The following is a 19,792-nucleotide window of genomic DNA, read 5'->3' as shown; positions in this document are numbered from 1 at the left end:
GATGACGGGAAGGCGATGCCATGCAGTTGACGGGAAATACCGTCCTGGTGACCGGCGGTGCCACCGGGATCGGCCGCGACCTGGCCGAATCATTTCACTGGCTGGGCAACCAGGTGATCATCGTGGGGCGATGCCACTCGCTGTTGCAGAGCGTCGCGGATGCGAACCCGGGTATGCAGTGCTTGCGGCTGGATCCGGGCGATCCCGCCGACATCCGGCGATTCGCCATCGAGCTGCCCGCCCGCTATCCGGGTCTTGATTTGGTGATCAACAACGTGTTGTGCGCCGCGTGCGCCGAACGTCGCGTTCCCGGCGGGCCCGAGACGGCACCGGATATCGAAACCATCGGTCCGCTGGGACCGATGCGGCTGATCGCGGCGGTATTGCCCACCCTGGCGACCCGGCCCTGTGCCGCGATCGTCAATGTCACGTGCGACGTAGCGGGCGTGCCGAAGGCCGCCACGCCGAGGTACCGGGTGACCAGGGCGGCGCTGCGCGCCTACGGCCGGCTGCTGCGTTACCAGCTTCGGGACAGCTCGGTTCGGGTGATCGACGTCACCCACCGCGGGTGCGGGCCCGGATCCGCGCCGGCGTCACCGGCGGGTGTTTCTGCCGCGCGGCGGGCGGCGCCAGTCCTTTCCCGTGTGGGGGCAGCCTGAATGGCTCGATCGCCCACGTTCGGGTGCACCGCAGGCGGATGACCGCGGCGAAGGTCGACAAACGATGCCGAGGATTTTGATCGGTGAGGGATGTGATCGGTGAGGGGGTTTGATCGGTGAGGACGGCAATTCTTAGGCCCGGTGACGGCTGGCCCTTGCATCGGTTGGGCGTCGAAGCGATGAGTTTCTACCGGCGCATGACCGCCGACACAGGCGAGCACATCCATGACATGACTTGCGCGGCGAGCGGATTCGCCAGGAAAGACGGTGACAGCTGGGATATCACCGAGAGTGTGGGGGCAATGGCCCTGCAGGGGGCGGCGGCGCGGGCCGCCGAAACCGCCCAAGCGCACCCGCTGATCTGCGACCCGTTCGCCAAACTGCTGGTCGCGGGTGCGGGCCCGGCCTGGGCTCGCCTTGCCGACGGCAACCTTGACTGGTTGGGAAACGACGAGCACGCGCGCCGGATGGAATTCTTAGCCCGCGACTACCACGCGATGCGCACGCGCTTTTTCGACGAATGCTGTCGGGCCGCGACGAAGGCCGGCATCCGGCAGGTGGTGATCGTGGGTGCCGGGCTCGATTCGCGGGCCTACCGGTTAGATTGGCCGCCCCACACCGAGGTCTACGAACTCGACCAGCCGGGCGTGCTCGCCTACAAAGATGCGACGCTGGATGGCCACGACGTGGTGCCGAGGGCGCATCGCTGCGCGGTATCGGTGGATTTGCGCCAAGACTGGGAAGTGGCGCTCATCGGTGCCGGGTTCGACCGCTGGCAGCCCACCGTATGGCTGGCCGAGGGGATTCTGCCTTATCTGCGGGCCGCCGACCGGGAAAGCCTGCTGCAACGCATCACCGCGCTGAGCTGCGACGGCAGCATGCTCGCGGTCGACGAGGTTGACCTTGAATCTTCGTTGAGCGCCAACGGCCTTGCCGCCTGGCGTGAGCGTGCGGCGCGGTTGCGCAGTCGCCTGGGTATCGGGGTGGATGCCACGGCGCTGGTCTATGACGACCAGCCGGTGCAGGTTTCGCGCTGGCTCGGTGAGCATGGTTGGGACGTCGAAGCCGTCCCCAGCGAGCGGGAACTCGCCCGCCTGGGCCGACCCGTGCCCGCCGACCTGAAAGCGGAAAGCGTTGCTGGCACCTTGCTGATGGCCACCCAGCGGCTCGGCGGTTAGCCCGCAATTGCGTACGCCTCGCCGGTCGGACCGGGCGAAGCGGTGGCCTCGCGTCAACTTTCGTCGGCATCGTCGGCGGCCAGCACCTCCTCGACTCGCTTGCGGGCGCCTGCCAAGTGTTCTTCACATCGCCTGGCAAGCTGCTGGCCTCGCTCCCACAATTTCAGCGATGTCTCCAGATCCAGACCGCCCTGCTCGAGGAGGCGGACGACCTCGATCAATTCATCACGGCATTGCTCGTAACCCAGCTGGCTAACGGGTGTGCCAGCTCCCTTGTCAGGCTCCATCGGTGAGTCCTTCACTTACCGCCGCGAGGGCGCCGTCGGAAACCCGCACCCGCAGCCTGGTGCCGGCGGGCGCGTCGCGGACCGACCGCAGCACCGATGTGGCCCCCTGCGCGGAAACCGTCTGCACCACGGCGTACCCCCGGGCAAGGGTAGCCGCAGGGCCCAGGGTGGCCAACCGGGCGGCCAGATGGCCGATGCGTTCGGTCTCGGTGGCCACGAGGCGGGTGATGTCGCGGCGAAGCGCCGAGCGGGCGCGGCGCACTTCCTCGGCGCGCGTCGTCAGCGCTGCCAGCGGATCGGCCAGCGCCGGGCGGCTGCGTAACTGGGCCAGCGCCCGTTGTTCGCGGGCCACCCAGTTGCGCAATGCCTGGGCGCTGCGCCGACGCAGGTCGTCGATCAACGCCTGCTCGGCGGCGGTGTCCGGGACGATCATCTTCGCCGCGTCGGTGGGGGTGGCGGCTCGCAGATCGGCGACCAGATCGCACAGCGGGTTGTCGGGCTCGTGACCGATCGCGCTGACCACCGGCGTGCGGCAGGCGGCGATCGCGCGGCACAGCGTCTCGTCGGAGAACGGCAGCAGATCCTCGACGCTGCCGCCGCCACGAGCCAGCACGATCACGTCGACATCCGGGTCGCGGTCTAGTTCGCGCAGCGCCTCGACGATCTGCGGGACGGCGTTAGGTCCCTGCACGGCGGTGTTGCGCACGGCGAAGCGCACCGCGGGCCAGCGCGCCGCCGCCACCGTCGTCACGTCATGCTCGGCCGCGCTGGCCCGGCCGGTGATCAGCCCAACGGTGTTGGGCAGGAACGGAATCGGTCGCTTACGCCGGGGGTCGAAAAGCCCCTCGGCGTCCAGCACCCTGCGCAGCCGCTCGATGCGAGCCAGCAGCTCGCCTAGCCCTACAGCACGAATGTCGCTGAGCCTCAAGGAAAATGTGCCACGTCCCGTATAAAATGTCGGCTTGCCGCAGACCACTACCTGCACACCTTCGGCCAATTCGACCGGCGCGTCGAGCAGCAAGTCGCGGGTACATGTCACGGTCAACGACATGTCGGCTGCCGGGTCACGCAGCACCATGAACACGGTCTTGGAGTCGGGCCGGATGGTGATCTGTGTCAACTGCCCCTCGACCCAAACCGCACCCAGTTTGTCGATCCAGCCCGCGATCCGGACGGCCACAGCGCGAACCGGGAACGGGTTTTCCGCCGAATTCACCGGGTGATTCGGCACCGATCGGGTCACTTTGCAGTCGCGCGGGTGATCCTGTTGACGAGCAACGTCTGGAACGGAGCGCGGGCCCTGGTGGCCTGCTCGTAGGCGAGCAGGGCCTCGAGCTCGTCGACATCGAGCGTGTGCAGCCTGGCTCGCAGCTGGGCCAGCGTCAGCGCGTCGTAGTCGAGTTCCGTTGCCACCGGCGGCGCCGTTACCGTTTTTGCCGACGGTGTCGTTGCCGGCCTTGACCCGGTGGCCCGATCGACCGGCGCGGGCCGGGTCGGCGTGCCGGACTCGCGGGAGGCTTGTGCCGCTTTGCCCACCGAATACAGGGCAAACCGTCCCTCGGTTCGGTGATCGTCGTCCGCGGTCAGCGGCCCTGGGCCGGAGTCCTCATCGCGAGGTTGCCCGGAGTCCTCGTCAAAGGTTGCCCACTCCGGCTGCTCCTCCCTCGGGGGAAACAGCGTTTCTAGCGTGGCGTCACCCTTGATGACCAGTTCTGCCAGGTTTTGCTGGACTCGCATCACCAGGTGTGCCGCCTGGCTGACCAGCGTCATCGGGTACATCAGGATGGTCCGCGGCAGCTTCAGCGTTTCCTCGACGGCGACCGTCGCCACGCCCACCAACAGCCGGATTCCATACGGTGCAGTAGACATGTGTCCCAGACTGCCCTAACCGGCGGTCAAGTCCAAGCCGTCGCCCTGAGCTGGCGGGTCGCCATCCGGGGCAAGTACGCTGATGGCCATGTCGCCGACCGTCGACGTGGGCAGTCCCGGCGTTTCCGGCTCCGCAACCGCCACCGCCGGCGGCAAAAGGGTGCTTTTGGCCCAACCCCGGGGGTACTGCGCCGGCGTGGATCGCGCCGTCGAGACGGTCGAGCGGGCGCTGCAGAAACACGGTCCACCGGTCTATGTCCGCCACGAGATCGTGCACAACCGCCACGTGGTGGACACCCTGGCCAAGGCCGGAGCGGTTTTCGTCGAGGAGATCGACGAGGTGCCCGAGGGCGCGATCGTGGTGTTTTCCGCGCACGGGGTGGCGCCGACCGTTCATCAATCGGCCGCCAGGCGGGGGCTGCAGGTGATCGACGCCACGTGCCCGCTGGTCACCAAGGTGCACAACGAGGCCAAGCGCTTCGCCAGGGATGACTACGACATCTTGCTCATCGGCCATCAGGGCCATGAGGAAGTCATCGGGACCGCCGGGGAAGCCCCCGAACACGTGCAGGTCGTCGACGGGCCCGCGGCCGTCGACTCGGTGACGGTCCGCGACGAGAATAAAGTGATCTGGTTGTCGCAAACCACGCTGTCGGTCGACGAGACGCTGGAGATCGTGCAGCGGCTGCGGCGGCGTTTTCCCAAACTGCAGGATCCACCCAGCGACGACATTTGCTATGCCACCCAGAACCGCCAGGTCGCGGTCAAGGCGATGGCACCCGAGTGTGACCTGGTGATCGTCGTGGGTTCAGCCAATTCGTCCAACTCGATGCGATTGGTCGAGGTGGCCGCGGGTGCCGGCGCTGGGGCGGCTCATCTGGTCGACAGCGCCGACGACATCGACCCCGGCTGGTTGGACGGTGTGGTCACGGTGGGCGTCACTTCCGGCGCATCGGTCCCCGAGATACTGGTGCGCGGTGTGCTAGCGCGGCTGGCCGAGCACGGCTACGACGTGGTGCAGCCGGTGACGACGGCCAACGAGACGCTGGTGTTCGCGCTGCCGCGGGAGATTCGCCCGGCCCGATGCTGACCTGTGCCCGTCGCCGTTACCGCCGGGCAATTGACGGGCCGCTTGCCCGGGCCGTCGGCGGGTGCTTGCCCGGGCCGTCAGATGTCGTACTCCCAGGACTCGGCCGCCGAATCGCGCGGACTCCAGGTTTTCGGGCCGGCGGGGTTCTCCTCGTCACCGGCCGACCTGCGATAGCGGACTCGTGAAATGGGGTGGTGGGTTGCCGCGGCGCCGTCCGCCGTGCTCGGTGCGGGCCGGCGGCGCGGCTGGTGGGGTGCGAGCGGCTCGCCGGCTTCCCTGGGTTCATACGGGTCGTAGCGGCTGCCGCGCGCGGCGGGTCGGCCGGTGCGTACCCGCGGCTCCCGGCCGATCTCCCGCGGCGTTCGGCCGCGCATGTCCGGCTCGCGGGGCACCCTGGGACGGCGCCGGGGGGCAGGCGGCTCGGCGGCCTGCACCTCGGCGGGGCGGGGACGGCGCCGGCCCCGGGTCCGCTCATCCGGTGGCTCAGGCGCGCCGCGCCGCGAGGGTACCACCCGCCGGGAGCGACGCGCAGCGGGGCGTGTGGCGGACTCTGCGCCGCCGATGGTCTTTGTCCGCACGCGTGCCGCCCTTCCGAGGTACCAGCGGACGATGCCGATCAACAGCACACCGGCCGAGGTGGACAGCATCAGCGGGAAGCGTTCGATCAGCGGATAGCCGCAGTTGATCAGGATGTCCTTTAGGCTGGTGATCTTGGCGCCGTGGAGCAGCCAATAGGCAGCGGGCACGCTGAAGAACAGGATCAGCGGCGGCTGGATGACCGCGGTGAAGACTCCCGATTGCCGGACGGCGAGTACCGCCGCCACACAACCCGACGCGTAGAGAGCGGCGAAGACGTTCGTCAGCTCTTTGCCACCCGACCCCGCGTCGAAGGCGAAGCCGAGCGCGGTCCCGGTTGCGGCGATGACCACGGCCGCCCACCAGGGCGCTCCGGGGATTCCAGGGTGAATTGAGCGGTGACCCGCCGCCACCGCTGATCTCGCCCGCTGCGCTGACACACGTTGACCGTACCGGTTGGCGGCTTATGGGTGGTGGCCCGCACGCCTCCGGCGTGCCCGCCGGCGACGACGCGGGCGGAACGCCCCGCGGAGGAGCGGCGGTGATTGGGTGAGCCGGCGACGGCGGAGGAACGCCCCGCGGAGGAGCGGCGGTGATTGGGTGGGCCGGCGACGACGCGGGCGGAACGCCCCGCGGAGGAGCGGCGGTGATTGGGTGGGCCGGCGACGACGCGGGGCGGAACGCCCCGCGGAGGAGCGGGTCTCTCTACACTTGGGAGCGCTGTGAGCCTGAGCCTGGGGATAGTGGGTTTGCCCAATGTCGGCAAGTCGACGCTGTTCAACGCGCTGACGCGGAACAACGTCGTGGCCGCCAACTATCCGTTTGCGACGATCGAACCGAACGAGGGCGTCGTTCCGCTTCCGGATCCGCGGCTAGCGAAGCTGGCGGAGATTTTTCACTCGGAGCGGATTGTCCCGGCCGTGGTCACCTTCGTCGACATCGCCGGTCTCGTCCAGGGCGCGTCCGAAGGGGCTGGACTGGGCAACAAGTTCCTGGCTCACATCCGCGCGTGCGACGCCATCTGCCAGGTGGTGCGGGTGTTTTCCGATGACGACGTGGCGCACGTCGCCGGGAGGGTCGACCCCAAATCGGATATCGAAGTCGTCGAGACGGAGTTGATCCTGGCGGATCTGCAGACCTTGGAACGTGCGGTGCCCAGGCTGGAGAAAGAAGCCCGTAACCGCAAGGACCGTAAACCGGTTTATGAGGCCGCGGTGGCTGCCCAACGGGTGCTCGAGGGCGGGACGACGTTGTTCGCGGCCGGGATAGACTGCTCCCCGCTGCGGGAGTTGAGCCTGTTGACCATCAAGCCGTTTCTCTACGTCTTCAATGCCGATGAGGCGGTGCTGACCGACGCGGACCGCGTTGCCCAGCTGCGCGATCTGGTCGCTCCCGCCGACGCGGTTTTCCTCGACGCCAAGATCGAGGCCGAACTCCAAGAACTCGACGATGAGTCGGCCGCCGAATTGTTGGCGTCGATCGGGCAGAGCGAGCGAGGGCTCGACGCGTTGGCCCGGGCCGGTTTTCACACCCTCAAGTTGCAGACCTTCTTGACCGCGGGGCCAAAGGAGGCGCGGGCGTGGACGATCCACCAGGGTGATACCGCACCTAAGGCTGCCGGGGTGATCCACAGCGACTTCGAGAAGGGCTTCATCAAGGCCGAGGTGGTCTCCTACGACGACCTGATCGCCGCGGGTTCCATGGCCGCGGCGCGGGCCGCCGGCAAGGTCCGGATAGAGGGCAAGGACTACGTGATGGCCGACGGCGACGTGGTGGAGTTCAGATTTAACGTGTAAACAACCGTAACGCCCACAAAACTTCAGAGTTCATGCCTGAGAATCTGTGTGTCGAAACGCCTATTTGGCCTCAGGCCCCCTCACCGAATCGACCGCTCCAGCCACGGCGTCAGCCAGGTCACGGCCTCCGGGGTGAGATGCACACCGTCGCTGCGCACCCGGATGCCGTCAACGTTGTCGGTATACACGCTGTCCGGACACAGCTTCTTGTTCAGGTCCAGCACGCCGATGTTCGGATGTTGCGCAAGCGTCTGGCGCAGCAAGGCATTCCAGCGAGTGACCCGATCCGGCAGGTCCTCGGGGTAAAGGCTTCCGTCGGGCTGTTCGCCGCGCCGGTTGTAGGGCTCCGTCGCAACCATCAGTCGGGCTCCGGGGGCATCGAGAACGGTGAATGCGCGCTGCAACTCCCCGAACAGATACGCGTCGAAAGCCGGATCTCCGATATGCGTCCACCGGCCGTCGTGAACCCGGTCCATGGTCTCCCAGCGCCCCACGAGCAGCAACACCACGTCGGGTCGGTCCTGGGCGACCTGTTGGGGCCATCTGGTTGGCCAGGTGTCGCACTCGGGTTGTTGATCGTGGATTTGCCCGAAGTACCGGTAGGGGCCGCCGCGCACGACACCGCACCCGAGGGTGGTGTGGTCGATGAAGGTGAACCCCGGGGTCTGTGGTAGGTAACGCATCAGGGTCCACGCGATCGAATCGCCGAAGACCGAGATTGTGCGCGGCCGCAAGGGATCTCGCTGCGCCACCACCGCGGAGACCGGCGGTGCGGGGATCGGCGCCGCCGACGAGGAGGACGTGGCTGGGGGGGCGCTGAGCGGTCGGTCCCGGGTCACCGGGTCACCCGGTCGCGTCCCGACCGGAATCACAAGTGCCGTCACCGCAGCAGCCGTCGCCACGGTGGCCCCGGCCAGCGGCAACAGCCGGGCGCCGGTCGGTGCGAGGCGGCGAATCGGCCGCTCGATCAGCCACCACGACACCGTGGCCAGCGCCAGGGTGACCAGGCACCGCACGGCGAACAGAGCCCAGCCGGACCATCCTGTTCGTTGGCCGGTGATCGTCAGGAACACCGGCCAATGCCAGAGGTACACGCCGTAGGAGATGACGCCGAGCGCGGCCAGGGGACGCCACGCCAGCACACGGGCCGCCGTCGTGCGCTGGCTCAGCGCCGCCGGAGCTATTACCGCGACGGCGGCCAGCGCCACCAGCACGAGCAAACCGCGGCGGAACTCCGCCGCGCTGCCGGTCGCAAAGTGGGCGGCCGCGGCCAACCCCGTCAGACCCGCGACCGACACCGCTTCGGCCACCGCACGGACCCGACGCGATCGGGCCGGTGGGCGACCTGCCGCCAGGGCCGGCCAATCCCGCACCAGTACAGCCGAAGCCGCGGCCCCGATCAGCAGCGCCTGGGCCCGGGTGTCGGTGCCGAAATAGACCCGGTTCAGCGCCGCGTCGGAAGCCCAGACGATGGCCGCACCGGCCGATGCCAGGGCACCCGACACGGCGAGCAGCCCCACCCACATCCGGACCGCGGACCGCGCAACCGGGGTGCGCCGGCGCCGAGCCCGCACGACCAGCAGTGCGCCAACGGCGGTGAGCAGCAGCGGCCACACCACGTAGAACTGCTCCTCTACGCCCAATGACCAGGTGTGCTCCAACGGCGACCGGGCGCCGCCCTGCGAAAAGTAGTCCGTCTTATGGGCGACGAAGTTCCAGTTCGCCACCCAGAAGAAGGCGGCGAGGGCGTCGGTCCGGAGCCCGGAAACGGCGTCGGGCGGGAAGAGCCCGCGCGCCACACCCACTGCCAGCACCATCACCACCAGCGCGGGCAGCAGCCGCCGGGCGCGCCGCGCCCAGAATCCGGGCAGGTCGAGCCGGCCGGTATCGCCGGCCAGCAACAGCGAGGTGATCAAAAAACCGCTCAGCACGAAGAAGACGTCGACCCCGATGAATCCCCCTCGCACCCCGGGGATGCCGCCGTGGTCGGCCAGAACGAGTACGATGGCCAGGGCGCGGACACCGTCTAGTGCCGGGATGGCGGGACGGGTGAGCGGATTGCCGGGACGACGGGACCGGCGTGCCGTCCGGTTGACCCGGCGGTGTCTGCCCGGCGGCGGTGCGGCCCCGCCGAACCGGCGGGCGCGGACAAGCCACCCGGCCTTGATCACGGCCCGGTGGCGGCGCACCGCCACCGGGCCGTGACTCGTCCCGCGCGCGCCGGGCTCACCGCAAATGATGCATACCTCCCCGCCGGAGCCGGGCATGTCGATGGGCCGTCATTTCACGTCGTCGTGCCCGAGAATGCGACCAGGTTGCCCCGATGCAACCGAAGCCGGCGCACCACGACCACGCCGGCCGGTGTTGCGCACTGCAGTACGCTACCTCGGTAACTAATTGCCGGGAACGGCGACGACGACGGGAGCTGGACCAATGGCCACGCTGGACGTGACGAGCCGTCCGCCGGCCGCCGATGGTGAAGGAGACGCGCCCCGGCCGCGTCGCCGGATCCGCAGGGTGCTGTTTCGTCTGCTGGCCGTCGGCCTCGCCGTCGCCGCGACCATGGGAGCGGTTGAAGTCGCCTTCCGCCTTCTCGGCTACCAGCCCCTCTACGACGTCTACGCCAAGCCCGATAACTTCTATGTCGCCGACGAGCAGGTCGGCTGGTCGTATGGACCGGGGACGACGGGTGAGTTCGCGGGGCCGCGACCGTTTCCCATCACGTTTCGCACCCGCATCCGGATCAACTCCCTTGGGTTGCGCGGTCCCGAGTTAACCCCGGTTGCTCCCGGTGGGCTGCGGGTGCTGGTGCTGGGCGACTCGGTGGCCAGTGGTCTGGAGGTGGCCGAGAACCAGACCTACTCGGCGGTGGCGGCCGGCTTGCTGTCTCAACGGCTGAGCGTGCCGGTGCAAGTCGTCAACGCCGGCGTTCGAGGCTACGGCACCGACCAGGAGTGGCTGTTATACCGGGAACGACTCAAGCCGCTGCATCCCGACGTCGTCCTGCTTCACGAAACCGCCAACGACCCGGATGACAACGTGACGCTGCACCGGATGCGGCGGGTGTTCGGCAAGCCGGCCTTCATCCTGGGTCCCGACGACAGCCTGCATGTGGTGGGCCAGCCGGTGCCCGACTATCCGCGCTGCTCGGAGTATCGGGTGGTGGACCAGGCGGTGCGCCGCGTCGACGGCGCTCGCGCCCGAATGGTGTGCCAGTTGCAGTTGAGCCTGGCCAACCACTCCGCCTTCTTCAGCTTCGTCGCCGAGCGCCTGCAGCGGAATCCGGCGCTGGTGACGGCGCTGTACAACCTGGGCAGCACCGACGACGAGGCCGCCCACCACCCGCCCGTCGCCGCGGCGGCGGGCCCGCAAGCGGCTGCCGGGAACGCCGTTTCCCCGCCGGCGCCGCCGGCACCGGCCCCGCCGCCGGCCACCCCGTACTCCCAACGGCTGACCTCGGTGCTCATCAGCCGGATGGCCGATGAGGTGCGCCGCGACGGTGCGCGCTTCGTGCTCATGGGCCAAGACTTCGACCTGCAGCAGCTCGACATGCCCGCCTTCGAGGCGCAGGGCATTCCGCTGGTGCGCATCGACCCGGCGCTGGTCCCGGAGAACCTGATTCCCAACGACGGGCACCCCAACGCCACCGGGCACCGCCAGATCGCGGAGCTGCTCACCGATCAGATCGAGCCCCTACTGCGGGAAGTGCTGGAGGCCAAGGCCCTCCGATGACCGCCATCCTCGGCATCTCGGCCTATTACCACGACGCGGCCGCCGCGCTGGTGGTCGATGGTGCTCTGGTGGCAGCCGCCCAGGAGGAACGGTTCACCCGCCGCAAACACGACCCGTCGTTCCCGGCGCACGCCGTCGCCTACTGCCTGCAGGAAGGCGGGCTCACGGCCGAAGACCTCGACCACGTGGTCTTCTATGAGAAGCCGTTTCTCAAATTCGAGCGGCTGCTGGAAACCTACGCGGCATTCGCGCCCCGCGGCTTCCGGTCCTACGTGCGGGCCATGCCGGTGTGGCTGACCGAGAAGCTGCACCTGCCGCGGGAGATCCGCCGTCAGCTCGCCGGCTACACCAGGCGCCTGTCTTTCGTCGAACACCACGAGTCCCACGCCGCCAGCGCGTTTTTCCCCTCGCCGTTTGACGAAGCCGCGATTTTGACCTTCGACGGTGTCGGCGAGTGGGCGACCGCGACCATGGGCACCGGCCGCGGGAATCGGATCCGGTTGCACGCCGAGCTGCGCTTTCCGCACTCGCTGGGCATGCTGTACTCGGCGTTCACCTACTTCACCGGGTTCAAGGTCAACTCCGGGGAGTACAAGCTGATGGGTCTGGCTCCCTACGGTGAGCCGATCTATGCCGAGAAGATCCTGGACAAACTGGTAGACCTGCGTGACGACGGGTCATTTCGGTTGGATCTGCGTTACTTCGACTACTGCACCGGGCTGAAGATGACATCGAAGCGTTTCGACGAGCTCTTCGACGGTCCGCCCCGAGCACCCGAATCGCCGATCACCCAGCGGGAGATGGACTTAGCGGCCTCGGTCCAGCGGGTCACCGAGGAGATTGTCGTCCGGGCGGCCCGCCACCTGCAGGCCACCACGCAGCTAACGAATCTGTGCCTGGCCGGCGGGGTTGCCCTTAACTGCGTGGCCAACAGCCGCATCCTGCGCGACACGCCGTTTGAGCGGATTTGGGTGCAGCCGGCCGCCGGGGACGCCGGCGGCGCGCTCGGGGCCGCGCTGTTTGTCTGGCATCAGCTGCTCGACCGGGAACGGGCGCCGCACGGTCGCGACTCCCAGCGCGGGTCGTTCCTCGGCCCCAGCTACCGCCGCGAGGACGTCACCGCCGCCCTGGCCCGCCACGGAGCGACCTACCGCCTGTTCGACGACGAGGCCGAGCTGTGTGACGTGGTGGCCGGGCTGCTCGCCGACGGCAACGTTGTCGGCTGGTTCCACGGCCGTATGGAGTTCGGGCCGCGAGCGCTCGGTGCCCGCAGCATCCTCGGCGACCCGCGCAGCCCCGGCATGCAGTCGGTGATGAATCAGAAGATCAAATTCCGGGAGTCCTTCCGGCCCTTCGCCCCGGCGGTGCTGTTGGAACACGTCGACGACTGGTTCGAGCGGGCGGCCGGTGAGGAAAGCCCCTACATGCTGCTGGTCGCTCCGGTGGCTCCCGCGCGCCGCACCCCGGCCGCCGCCGAGACGGCCCGGGAAAAGGCCCACGGACTCGACAAGCTTGGTGTGGTCCGCTCGAGCATTCCCGCGGTCACCCATGTGGACCTCTCGGCGCGGCTGCAGACCGTTGACGCCGAGCGCCACGGCCGGTTCCACCTGCTGCTGCAGCGGTTCTATCAGCGCACCGGCTGCCCGGTGTTGGTCAACACGTCGTTTAACGTCCGGGGCGAGCCGATCGTGTGCACCCCCGACGACGCGTTCCGCTGCTTCATGGCGACCCAGATGGATGCGCTGGTGCTCGAGGACGCGGTGCTGCTGAAGTCCGAGCAGCGTGGCACCGCCCCGGTGCAGCTGCAGCGCTACCTGCGGGAGTTCTCCCTGGACTGATGATCCGCCTCGACCGTGATCCGGGCCGCCGCCAGCTGGCGGTGTTCGGCGTCGTGCTGCCCCTCACTTTCGCCGCGCTGGGCCTGGTGGCGGGTCATCGACTGGGCATGGTCGGGGTGCGCACCGGGCTGTGGGTGGCCGGCACCGTGCTGACCGTGGCCTATCTCACGGTGCCGCGGCTGCGCCGGCCGCTCTATCTCGGGATGTCGCGGGCCGTATACCCGATTGGTTGGGTGGTCTCGCACCTGATTCTGTTGGCCGTGTTCGTCGTCGTCGTCACCCCGGTCGCGCTGCTGTTGCGACTGCTGGGGCAGGATCCCATGCAGCGCCGCTTCGACCCGTCGGCACCGTCATACTGGGTGGCGCACCGCTCCGCCGACGACCCCCGCCGGTACTTTCAGCAATTCTGAGGAGATTTCGTGCCCGACCCCGATTTCGACCGCGCCGCCTCCGAACGCTCGAGCAGCTTCATCGGCGAGTTCTGGCGGTTTTTGCTGCACAACAAGAAGTGGTGGCTCATCCCGATCATTGCCACCCTGCTTTTGGTCGCGGTCCTGATCGTCGTGGCCGGCTCGGGTGCCGGTCCGCTGATCTACACGCTCTTCTGAGATCCCGGGCAACCAGACGCGGCTGATCACCCCGCTATCACCGCGATTTCACCGCCGAGTTGATAACCCGGCGTCAGTGGCAGCCTGTCACCGCTCCAAAACGACCCGGGGTCAAACCAGTTCGCAGACTTCCGGGTGGTCAGCAGCCCCATTTCCGCGTAGGTGATCGCCACCGTTTCCGCGCAGTACGCGGTCTCCAGGCTCACGGTGTGGCGCGCTTGGCGCGCCGGTGCACGCTCGCGAACCTTGCCGCCCAGCACCGGGATCGCGCGCATCCATTGGTAAACGCCCGGGAGTCGGCCGCGCAGCCAGCGCCCGGTGAGCTGGGCCGTGGTCGGAAACGGGATGCCGTCCATTCGGGCGATGACCCGCAGCAGGCGGTCCTCCTGCTCCCGGTTGGCGTACGGCGTGAGCTGGCGCAGCCAGCACCGCTGTCGGTAGCGGCCCATCCACTGCTCCACGGCCTGGCGGGCATCGTTGAGTTGCACGCCCCGATGGTTGGTGCCGGTCCAGACATCGGGGAGCCGGTTGCCGAGTTCGGCGTGCCAGAGCAGCGGCGGCAAGTCGTCGATGGCTACCGTCATGCCGACGTGGTTCACCGGGGCGTTCGTCAGGGCCCGGATGGCGCGGTCCGGCCCGGAGACGCCGCGGAACAGCCAGATGTCACCGGTCCGGGTCTCCTCTAGCGCCCGCTCCAGGGTCACCGTGCTGGCGTCCACAAGTGCAGCTTAGATTCCCGGATTACGTTGCCGCAGATAGCCTGAGGCCATGCGCAAGCTGTGGAAATGGCTGGGATTGGCCGGAGTCGTCGGCGTTGCCGCCGGGGGTGTGCTGGTCGTTCGGGACCGGCGGAAGCGAAACGTCTACACCCCCGCTGAGATTCGGGCCCGGTTGCATCAGCGCCTGGCCGAATCCGGCCGGGACTAAGCGGTGGTTGCGCAGCATGTCGGCAAGCCCAGCCGTAGACCAAAACGGCTCGCCTGCCGCGCCGTTCTGCGCCGTTCGACGGGAGCTGAACACCGAATGACGCCCTGATCGAGGCCGTTCGGCCCTATCCGCGCGGGTCGCATGTTGGTTCGCTGGCTAAGGAGGTGGCGGCGGATGGCGAGCGGGGATTTGCGAGCGGAGCGGCCCGACGCCGGGCTGGGTGCCCGTCACCGAGCGATCTCGACGCTGCGAGCGACCCGGCCGGGGCCCGCTGGCCGCGCGCCTGCTCGAACGGCATCACCAGGAAGGATCACCGTGAACGCATTGAAGTATGTGCGGTTTTTCGAGGAGTTCGGCATCGAGGATGTCCGGCTGGTCGGCGGCAAGAATGCCTCGCTGGGTGAGATGTATAGCAAGCTGTCCGGGGAGGGGGTGCTGGTCCCGAACGGCTTCGCTGTCACCGCCGATGCCTACCGCCGGATGCTCGACGCGGCGGGGGCGTGGTCGCCGCTGCGGGCCGCCCTCGACGGGCTCGACCCCAGCGACGTCGCCGACCTGGCGCGCCGCGGCAAGCAGGCCCGTGAGATCGTCTACGGCGCCGGGCTGCCCGATGACGTCGCGGCGGAGGTGCTCGAGGGCTACCGGCGGCTGCAGCGGCAGTACGGCCCGGACGTGAGCCTGGCGGTGCGCAGCTCGGCAACCGCGGAGGACCTGCCGACGGCCAGCTTCGCCGGCCAGCAGGAGACCTACCTGAACATCCGCGGCGAGCAAAGCCTGCTTGACGCCTGCCGGCGTTGCTTTGCGAGCCTGTTTACCGACCGCTCCATTCACTACCGCATCGACCAGGGTTTCGACCACTTCAGGGTCGCGCTCTCGATCGGCGTGATGAAGATGGTGCGCTCCGATCTGGCGTCGTCGGGGGTGATGTTTTCGCTGGACACCGAGTCCGGCTTTCGCGACGTGGTGTTCATCAATGCCGCCTACGGTCTGGGGGAGAACGTCGTGCAAGGAGCGGTGGATCCGGACGAGTTCTATGTCCACAAGCCCACCTACGCTGCGGGTTACCGCGCCGTGCTGCGCCGTCTGCTGGGCGACAAGGCGGTGAAGATGGTATTCGTCGAGGGCGAGACCAGACATACCACCCGCAACATCCCCACCCCGAAGGCCGATCGCGCCCGGTTCTGTCTGACCGACGAGGATGTCCTCGAGTTGGCCGGTTACGCCATCAAGATCGAGCGCCACTACGGCCGGCCGATGGACATGGAGTGGGCCAAAGACGGTATCGACGGACGGCTCTACGTGGTGCAGGCCCGGCCCGAGACCGTCGCCTCCCAGCGCCGGGTGACAACGCTGGAAAGCTACGTGCTCGACGGCCCGGGCGAGCTGCTGGTGGAGGGTCGCTCGGTGGGTGAGAAGATCGCGTCGGGGAGGGCTCATCTGATCGAGAACCTGACCCACCTCGCGGAGTTCAGGCCGGGGGAGGTGCTGGTCGCCGACACCACCACACCGGACTGGGAGCCGGTGATGAAGACCGCGGCCGCGCTGATCACCAACCGCGGCGGGCGCACCTGCCACGCCGCGATCGTCGCCCGCGAACTCGGGATTCCCGCCGTGGTCGGCTCGGGCAATGCCACCAGCCGGCTAACCAGCGGGCAAATGGTCACGGTGTCCTGCGCCGAGGGCGATACCGGACGGGTCTACCGCGGAGAGGTCCCGTTCCGGGTCGAGCGCACCGAGATTACCGACCTGCCACGGCCGGCCACCGAGATCATGGTCAACCTCGGCAACCCCGACCTGGCGTTCAAGACCTCATTTCTGCCCAACGACGGGGTCGGCCTGGCCCGCATGGAGTTCATCATCAGCGAGTCGATCAAAGGCCACCCGCTGGCATTGCTGCATCCCGACCAGGTGACCGATCCCGGGGCGCGCACGCAGCTGGCGCAGCTGACCCGCGGCTACCCCGACGGGGCAACCTATTTCGTGCAGCGGCTCGCCGAGGGGATCGGCACCATCGCCGCGGCCTTCTGGCCCAAGCCCGTGGTGGTGCGCATGTCGGACTTTAAGACCAACGAATACGCCAGCTTGATCGGCGGGGCGGACTTCGAACCCCATGAGGACAACCCCATGCTGGGGTTTCGCGGCGCCTCCCGCTACGCCCATCCCGCCTACGCGGAGGGCTTCGCGCTCGAATGCCAGGCGATGAAGCGGGTGCGCGAGGAGATGGGGCTGACCAACGTCATGCTGATGCTGCCGTTCGTGCGCCGCGTCGCCGAAGCCGAGCAGGTACTGGCCCGGATGGCCGAACTCGGCCTGCGCAGAGGGGAGAACGGGCTGAAGATCTATGCGATGTGCGAGATCCCGAACAACATCGTCTTGATCGACGATTTCTCCAAGCACTTCGACGGGTTTTCCATCGGCTCCAACGATCTCACCCAACTCACCCTGGGGGTCGACCGCGACAGCGAGATCGTCGCGTTCGACTTCGATGAGCGCGACGACGGTGTCAAGCAGATGATCCGGCTGGCGGTGGAGGGCTGCCGCCGCAACGGCATCCACTCGGGGCTGTGCGGTCAGGCGCCCTCCGACTACCCGGACATGGCGGAGTTTCTCGTCGAGATCGGCATCGACTCGATGAGCCTCAACCCCGACACCGTGCTCAAGACCACCAAAGCGGTGCTGGCCCTCGAGCAGCGGCTCGGACGCCCCCCGCGGGGCAGCCGATGACGCCGCTGCGAGTCCGGACGCGCTTGGGAGCTTGCTGTGGCTCCAGGGAATTAGTCCCACCAAGTGCGGCCATAGGGCCCTTTGATGTGGCGGCCCGCCGGGTCACACTGAGAACATGATGCAGTTCGCTGACCGTGCTGACGCCGGACGCCGGCTCGCCCGGCGGCTGGCCTCGTTCGGCGGCTCCGACGTTGTTGTGCTCGGGCTGCCGCGCGGTGGAGTGCCGGTGGCATTCGAGGTCGCCAAGGCGCTGGGGGCACCGCTCGATGTCCTCATCGTGCGTAAGCTCGGGGTGCCGTTTCAGCCTGAACTGGCCTTCGGAGCGATCGGTGAGGGCGGGGTGCGGGTCATCAACGAATCCGTCGTCCGGGATGCCAACCTGAGCGAATCCGACATGGCCGCGGTCGAAAACAAGGAGCTCACCGAGCTGCGGCATCGACTCGATCGCTTCCGCCGCGGACATGACCGCATTCCCTTGGCCGGGCGGATCGCAATAATTATCGACGACGGCGTCGCAACCGGCGCGACGGCCAAGGCGGCATGCCAGGTTGCCCGCGCCCAAGGTGCCCGCCGGGTAGTGCTGGCGGTGCCCATCGGCCCCGCCGACGTCGCCGAAAACTTTGCCGGATACGCCGACGAAGTAGTCTGCCTGCAGTCCCCGGCGTTCTTCTTCGGGGTCGGGCAGGGCTACCGCAATTTCGCACAGACCTCTGACGAGGAGGTCATCGAGCTGCTCGATCGAGCGCGCAGCGGCTATCCGGACATGGTCACCAGCACCGCCGGAGACGATCCTCTGCTGCGCGACGAGGACGTGCGGGTCGCCGCCGGGACGGTGATGTTGGCGGGGCATCTCACGGTCCCCGAGCATCCGAGGGGCATCGTCGTTTTCGCCCACGGCAGCGGCGGCAGCAGGCACAGCCCGCGTAACCGCTACCTCGCCACGGTGCTGCATGGCGCCGGTTTCGCCACACTGCTGTTCGACCTACTCACGCTCGACGAAGAACGCAACCGCGCCAACGTCTTCGACGTCGAGCTGCTCGCCGCTCGGCTGGTTCGCGTCACCGAGTGGCTGGCCGGTCAGCCGGAGACCGCGTCTTTGCCCATAGGCTATTTCGGTGCCGGCACCGGAGCGGCAGCGGCGCTGGCAGCCGCCGCCGATCCCCGGGTCAAGGTGACGGCGGTCGTTGCCCGCGGCGGCCGCCCCGATCTCGCGGGCGAGCACTTGAGGCTGGTGCACACCCCGACCTTGCTGATCGTCGGGGAGCGTGACGATGCCACCCTCGAACTCAATCGGCGGGCGCGGGACGTCATCCCGGCCAAGTGCGAAATCATGGTGATCGCCGGGGCGACTCACCTTTTCGAAGAGCCGGGTGCCCTCGAGAAGGTCGCGCTGCTGGCCCGTGACTGGTTCATGATGTACCTGGGGGCTGCTGTCTCCCGGTGATCTCCGCCGGTGATCTGCGGCACCGACGTGATCCCCGGAAGCTGCGGGCGGTGTACCGTTCGTGTCCTGGCAGGTCGGGGAGAGCCCGTCAGCGGGCGGGTTGCAGCAGGTCGCGGATGTCGGCGGGAAGCTGGTTCAACGCCTTGTCCAGCTGCGTGGGCGGCAGGTGGCGTAACGCGGCCGCGGTGGTTGCCGCGGCCGCCTTGCTGACATCGTCGAGGGAAATGTTGGCTTCCCGGGCAAAGCGGGCGGTGTAGTCCTGCGCGCCATACTTCTCGGGGACGATGTGCGGATTCCAGCCCGCGTAGAAGATACCCCTGATGAGATCGGGCAGCTGGGCGGCGAAGTGGGCGCTGGCCTCCACGGTAAGCCGGTCGCGCAGGGTATGCAGCCATGCCCGCAACACCCGATAGGCGAACTCCCGATCCTCGGTGTCGAACTCCTTTGCGACGTCGTGAATCCACGTGTGCGCGACGTGCATGGCATGGTCAAGTGCCGAGACTTTTGTGTTGCTGGACATCGCTACCTCCTGCACTTTTCCGCAGTTTCCTCGCAGTCCACTGTCATCGCCGTGGACGCCGCTACCCGCGCGGTTAAGCGCAGTCCATGCACAGCGGCCGACCGTCCCGCGAGTCGGCCAGACGGCTCTTGTGCAGGATGAGAAAGCAACTCGAACAGACAAATTCGTCCGCCCGCCTGGGGATGACCGGAACGGTGATCTCTTCGCCGGTGAGCTCGGCGTCGGTAGGCTCGAATGGTGCCGGTCCAATGGATTCGCCGCCATCGTCGATGTCCGCCAGGCCGGATCCGAGGCTCTGTCCGGGAAGCATTTCCTGAAGCAGCTCGTCAACGGGCGGCCGGTGGTCCTCGTCGTATCGCCCACCGAATCGAGCGGTGGTGGCGTCGGAGAGCAGCGACCGCGGTGGCCGTCGGGTGCGCAGTGTCATCTCAATCTCCCTACCCGCTGGGTGCATCCGTGGTTTTCGATGGGATCACGACACGACCGTGCCGCGATAGGGTCCGAAGTCCCTCGGATCGGGGTCCATTCGGCTTTGATGTCCCCG

The 19,792-nt window shown here is 68.0% G+C and carries 19 protein-coding genes; 11 read left to right on the top strand and 8 right to left on the bottom strand.

The window, feature by feature from the left end; translation table 11 throughout:
• The first annotated feature begins 20 nt into the window (after positions 1 to 20).
• Both QJR12_RS14055 and QJR12_RS14050 read left to right on the top strand, forming a co-directional pair.
• Complete coding sequence (locus QJR12_RS14055; RefSeq protein ID WP_300583359.1) at positions 21 to 659, top strand: SDR family NAD(P)-dependent oxidoreductase; 639 nt, start codon at positions 21 to 23, stop codon at positions 657 to 659.
• Positions 660 to 889: 230 nt separating this feature from the next.
• A complete protein-coding gene (locus QJR12_RS14050; protein ID WP_300583478.1) occupies positions 890 to 1,837 on the top strand; it encodes a class I SAM-dependent methyltransferase in 948 nt (315 codons plus the stop codon).
• Positions 1,838 to 1,890: 53 nt separating this feature from the next.
• Here the strand turns inward: QJR12_RS14050 and QJR12_RS14045 are convergent, their stop codons facing one another.
• The 3 genes from QJR12_RS14045 to QJR12_RS14035 are packed head-to-tail and all read right to left on the bottom strand — an operon-like array spanning position 1,891 to position 3,993.
• Positions 1,891 to 2,124 (bottom strand): exodeoxyribonuclease VII small subunit, encoded by a 234-nt coding sequence (locus tag QJR12_RS14045; RefSeq protein ID WP_300583356.1) that lies wholly within the window; start codon positions 2,122 to 2,124, stop codon positions 1,891 to 1,893.
• A complete protein-coding gene (gene xseA / locus QJR12_RS14040) occupies positions 2,114 to 3,367 on the bottom strand; it encodes an exodeoxyribonuclease VII large subunit (protein ID WP_300583354.1) in 1,254 nt (417 codons plus the stop codon). Before xseA ends, QJR12_RS14045 begins: the two co-directional genes overlap by 11 nt.
• Complete coding sequence (locus QJR12_RS14035) at positions 3,364 to 3,993, bottom strand: lipid droplet-associated protein (protein WP_300583352.1); 630 nt, start codon at positions 3,991 to 3,993, stop codon at positions 3,364 to 3,366. The genes xseA and QJR12_RS14035 overlap by 4 nt, the downstream gene beginning before the upstream one ends.
• A gap of 88 nt (positions 3,994 to 4,081) precedes the next feature.
• Here QJR12_RS14035 and QJR12_RS14030 point away from each other — a divergent pair, with 88 nt between their 5' ends.
• The gene (locus QJR12_RS14030) at positions 4,082 to 5,083 is read left to right on the top strand and encodes a 4-hydroxy-3-methylbut-2-enyl diphosphate reductase (protein ID WP_300583350.1); all 1,002 of its coding nucleotides are present in this window, start codon (positions 4,082 to 4,084) and stop codon (positions 5,081 to 5,083) included.
• 77 nt (positions 5,084 to 5,160) lie between these two features.
• Here QJR12_RS14030 and QJR12_RS14025 read toward each other — a convergent pair whose 3' ends face one another.
• A complete protein-coding gene (locus tag QJR12_RS14025; RefSeq protein WP_300583347.1) occupies positions 5,161 to 6,099 on the bottom strand; it encodes a DUF6542 domain-containing protein in 939 nt (312 codons plus the stop codon).
• A 282-nt stretch (positions 6,100 to 6,381) separates the two neighbouring features.
• Between QJR12_RS14025 and ychF the strand changes: the two genes are divergently transcribed.
• Entirely contained in the window at positions 6,382 to 7,455 is a 1,074-nt protein-coding gene (gene ychF, locus QJR12_RS14020) for a redox-regulated ATPase YchF (protein ID WP_300583345.1), read from the top strand.
• Positions 7,456 to 7,535: 80 nt separating this feature from the next.
• On the opposite strand, the gene QJR12_RS14015 is transcribed toward ychF, so the two are convergent.
• Positions 7,536 to 9,722, bottom strand: a complete 2,187-nt coding sequence (locus QJR12_RS14015; protein ID WP_300583343.1) for an acyltransferase family protein — start codon at positions 9,720 to 9,722, stop codon at positions 7,536 to 7,538.
• Positions 9,723 to 9,888: 166 nt separating this feature from the next.
• Between QJR12_RS14015 and QJR12_RS14010 the strand changes: the two genes are divergently transcribed.
• The 4 genes from QJR12_RS14010 to QJR12_RS13995 are packed head-to-tail and all read left to right on the top strand — an operon-like array spanning position 9,889 to position 13,633.
• Positions 9,889 to 11,187 (top strand): SGNH/GDSL hydrolase family protein, encoded by a 1,299-nt coding sequence (locus tag QJR12_RS14010; protein WP_300583341.1) that lies wholly within the window; start codon positions 9,889 to 9,891, stop codon positions 11,185 to 11,187.
• A complete protein-coding gene (locus QJR12_RS14005; protein WP_300583338.1) occupies positions 11,184 to 13,025 on the top strand; it encodes a carbamoyltransferase in 1,842 nt (613 codons plus the stop codon). The genes QJR12_RS14010 and QJR12_RS14005 overlap by 4 nt, the downstream gene beginning before the upstream one ends.
• Positions 13,025 to 13,435 (top strand): SxtJ family membrane protein, encoded by a 411-nt coding sequence (locus QJR12_RS14000; protein ID WP_300583335.1) that lies wholly within the window; start codon positions 13,025 to 13,027, stop codon positions 13,433 to 13,435. The genes QJR12_RS14005 and QJR12_RS14000 overlap by 1 nt, the downstream gene beginning before the upstream one ends.
• Before the next feature lie 9 nt (positions 13,436 to 13,444).
• The gene (locus QJR12_RS13995; protein ID WP_300583332.1) at positions 13,445 to 13,633 is read left to right on the top strand and encodes a DUF5989 family protein; all 189 of its coding nucleotides are present in this window, start codon (positions 13,445 to 13,447) and stop codon (positions 13,631 to 13,633) included.
• Between the two features lie 26 nt (positions 13,634 to 13,659).
• Here QJR12_RS13995 and QJR12_RS13990 read toward each other — a convergent pair whose 3' ends face one another.
• Positions 13,660 to 14,352 carry a guanylate cyclase gene (locus tag QJR12_RS13990; protein WP_300583330.1) on the bottom strand — a complete coding sequence of 231 codons (693 nt, stop codon included), beginning with the start codon at positions 14,350 to 14,352 and terminating at the stop codon, positions 13,660 to 13,662.
• Between the two features lie 49 nt (positions 14,353 to 14,401).
• On the opposite strand from QJR12_RS13990, the gene QJR12_RS13985 reads away from it, so the two are divergent.
• From QJR12_RS13985 to QJR12_RS13975, 3 genes are all read left to right on the top strand, one after another.
• Entirely contained in the window at positions 14,402 to 14,560 is a 159-nt protein-coding gene (locus QJR12_RS13985) for a hypothetical protein (RefSeq protein WP_300583328.1), read from the top strand.
• Between the two features lie 315 nt (positions 14,561 to 14,875).
• A complete protein-coding gene (ppsA, locus tag QJR12_RS13980; protein ID WP_300583325.1) occupies positions 14,876 to 17,284 on the top strand; it encodes a phosphoenolpyruvate synthase in 2,409 nt (802 codons plus the stop codon).
• 115 nt (positions 17,285 to 17,399) lie between these two features.
• On the top strand, positions 17,400 to 18,728 hold the full coding sequence (locus QJR12_RS13975) for a phosphoribosyltransferase (protein ID WP_300583323.1): 1,329 nt from the start codon (positions 17,400 to 17,402) through the stop codon (positions 18,726 to 18,728).
• Between the two features lie 88 nt (positions 18,729 to 18,816).
• On the opposite strand, the gene QJR12_RS13970 is transcribed toward QJR12_RS13975, so the two are convergent.
• On the bottom strand, positions 18,817 to 19,248 hold the full coding sequence (locus QJR12_RS13970) for a DUF2267 domain-containing protein (protein ID WP_300583320.1): 432 nt from the start codon (positions 19,246 to 19,248) through the stop codon (positions 18,817 to 18,819).
• 73 nt (positions 19,249 to 19,321) lie between these two features.
• The gene (locus tag QJR12_RS13965; protein ID WP_300583317.1) at positions 19,322 to 19,675 is read right to left on the bottom strand and encodes a DUF4193 family protein; all 354 of its coding nucleotides are present in this window, start codon (positions 19,673 to 19,675) and stop codon (positions 19,322 to 19,324) included.
• Positions 19,676 to 19,792: the final 117 nt, after the last annotated feature.

The sequence above is a fragment of the Mycobacterium sp. genome, from assembly GCF_029961025.1.
Taxonomy (GTDB): domain Bacteria; phylum Actinomycetota; class Actinomycetes; order Mycobacteriales; family Mycobacteriaceae; genus Mycobacterium.
This window is presented reverse-complemented; position numbering and strand designations above follow the sequence as displayed.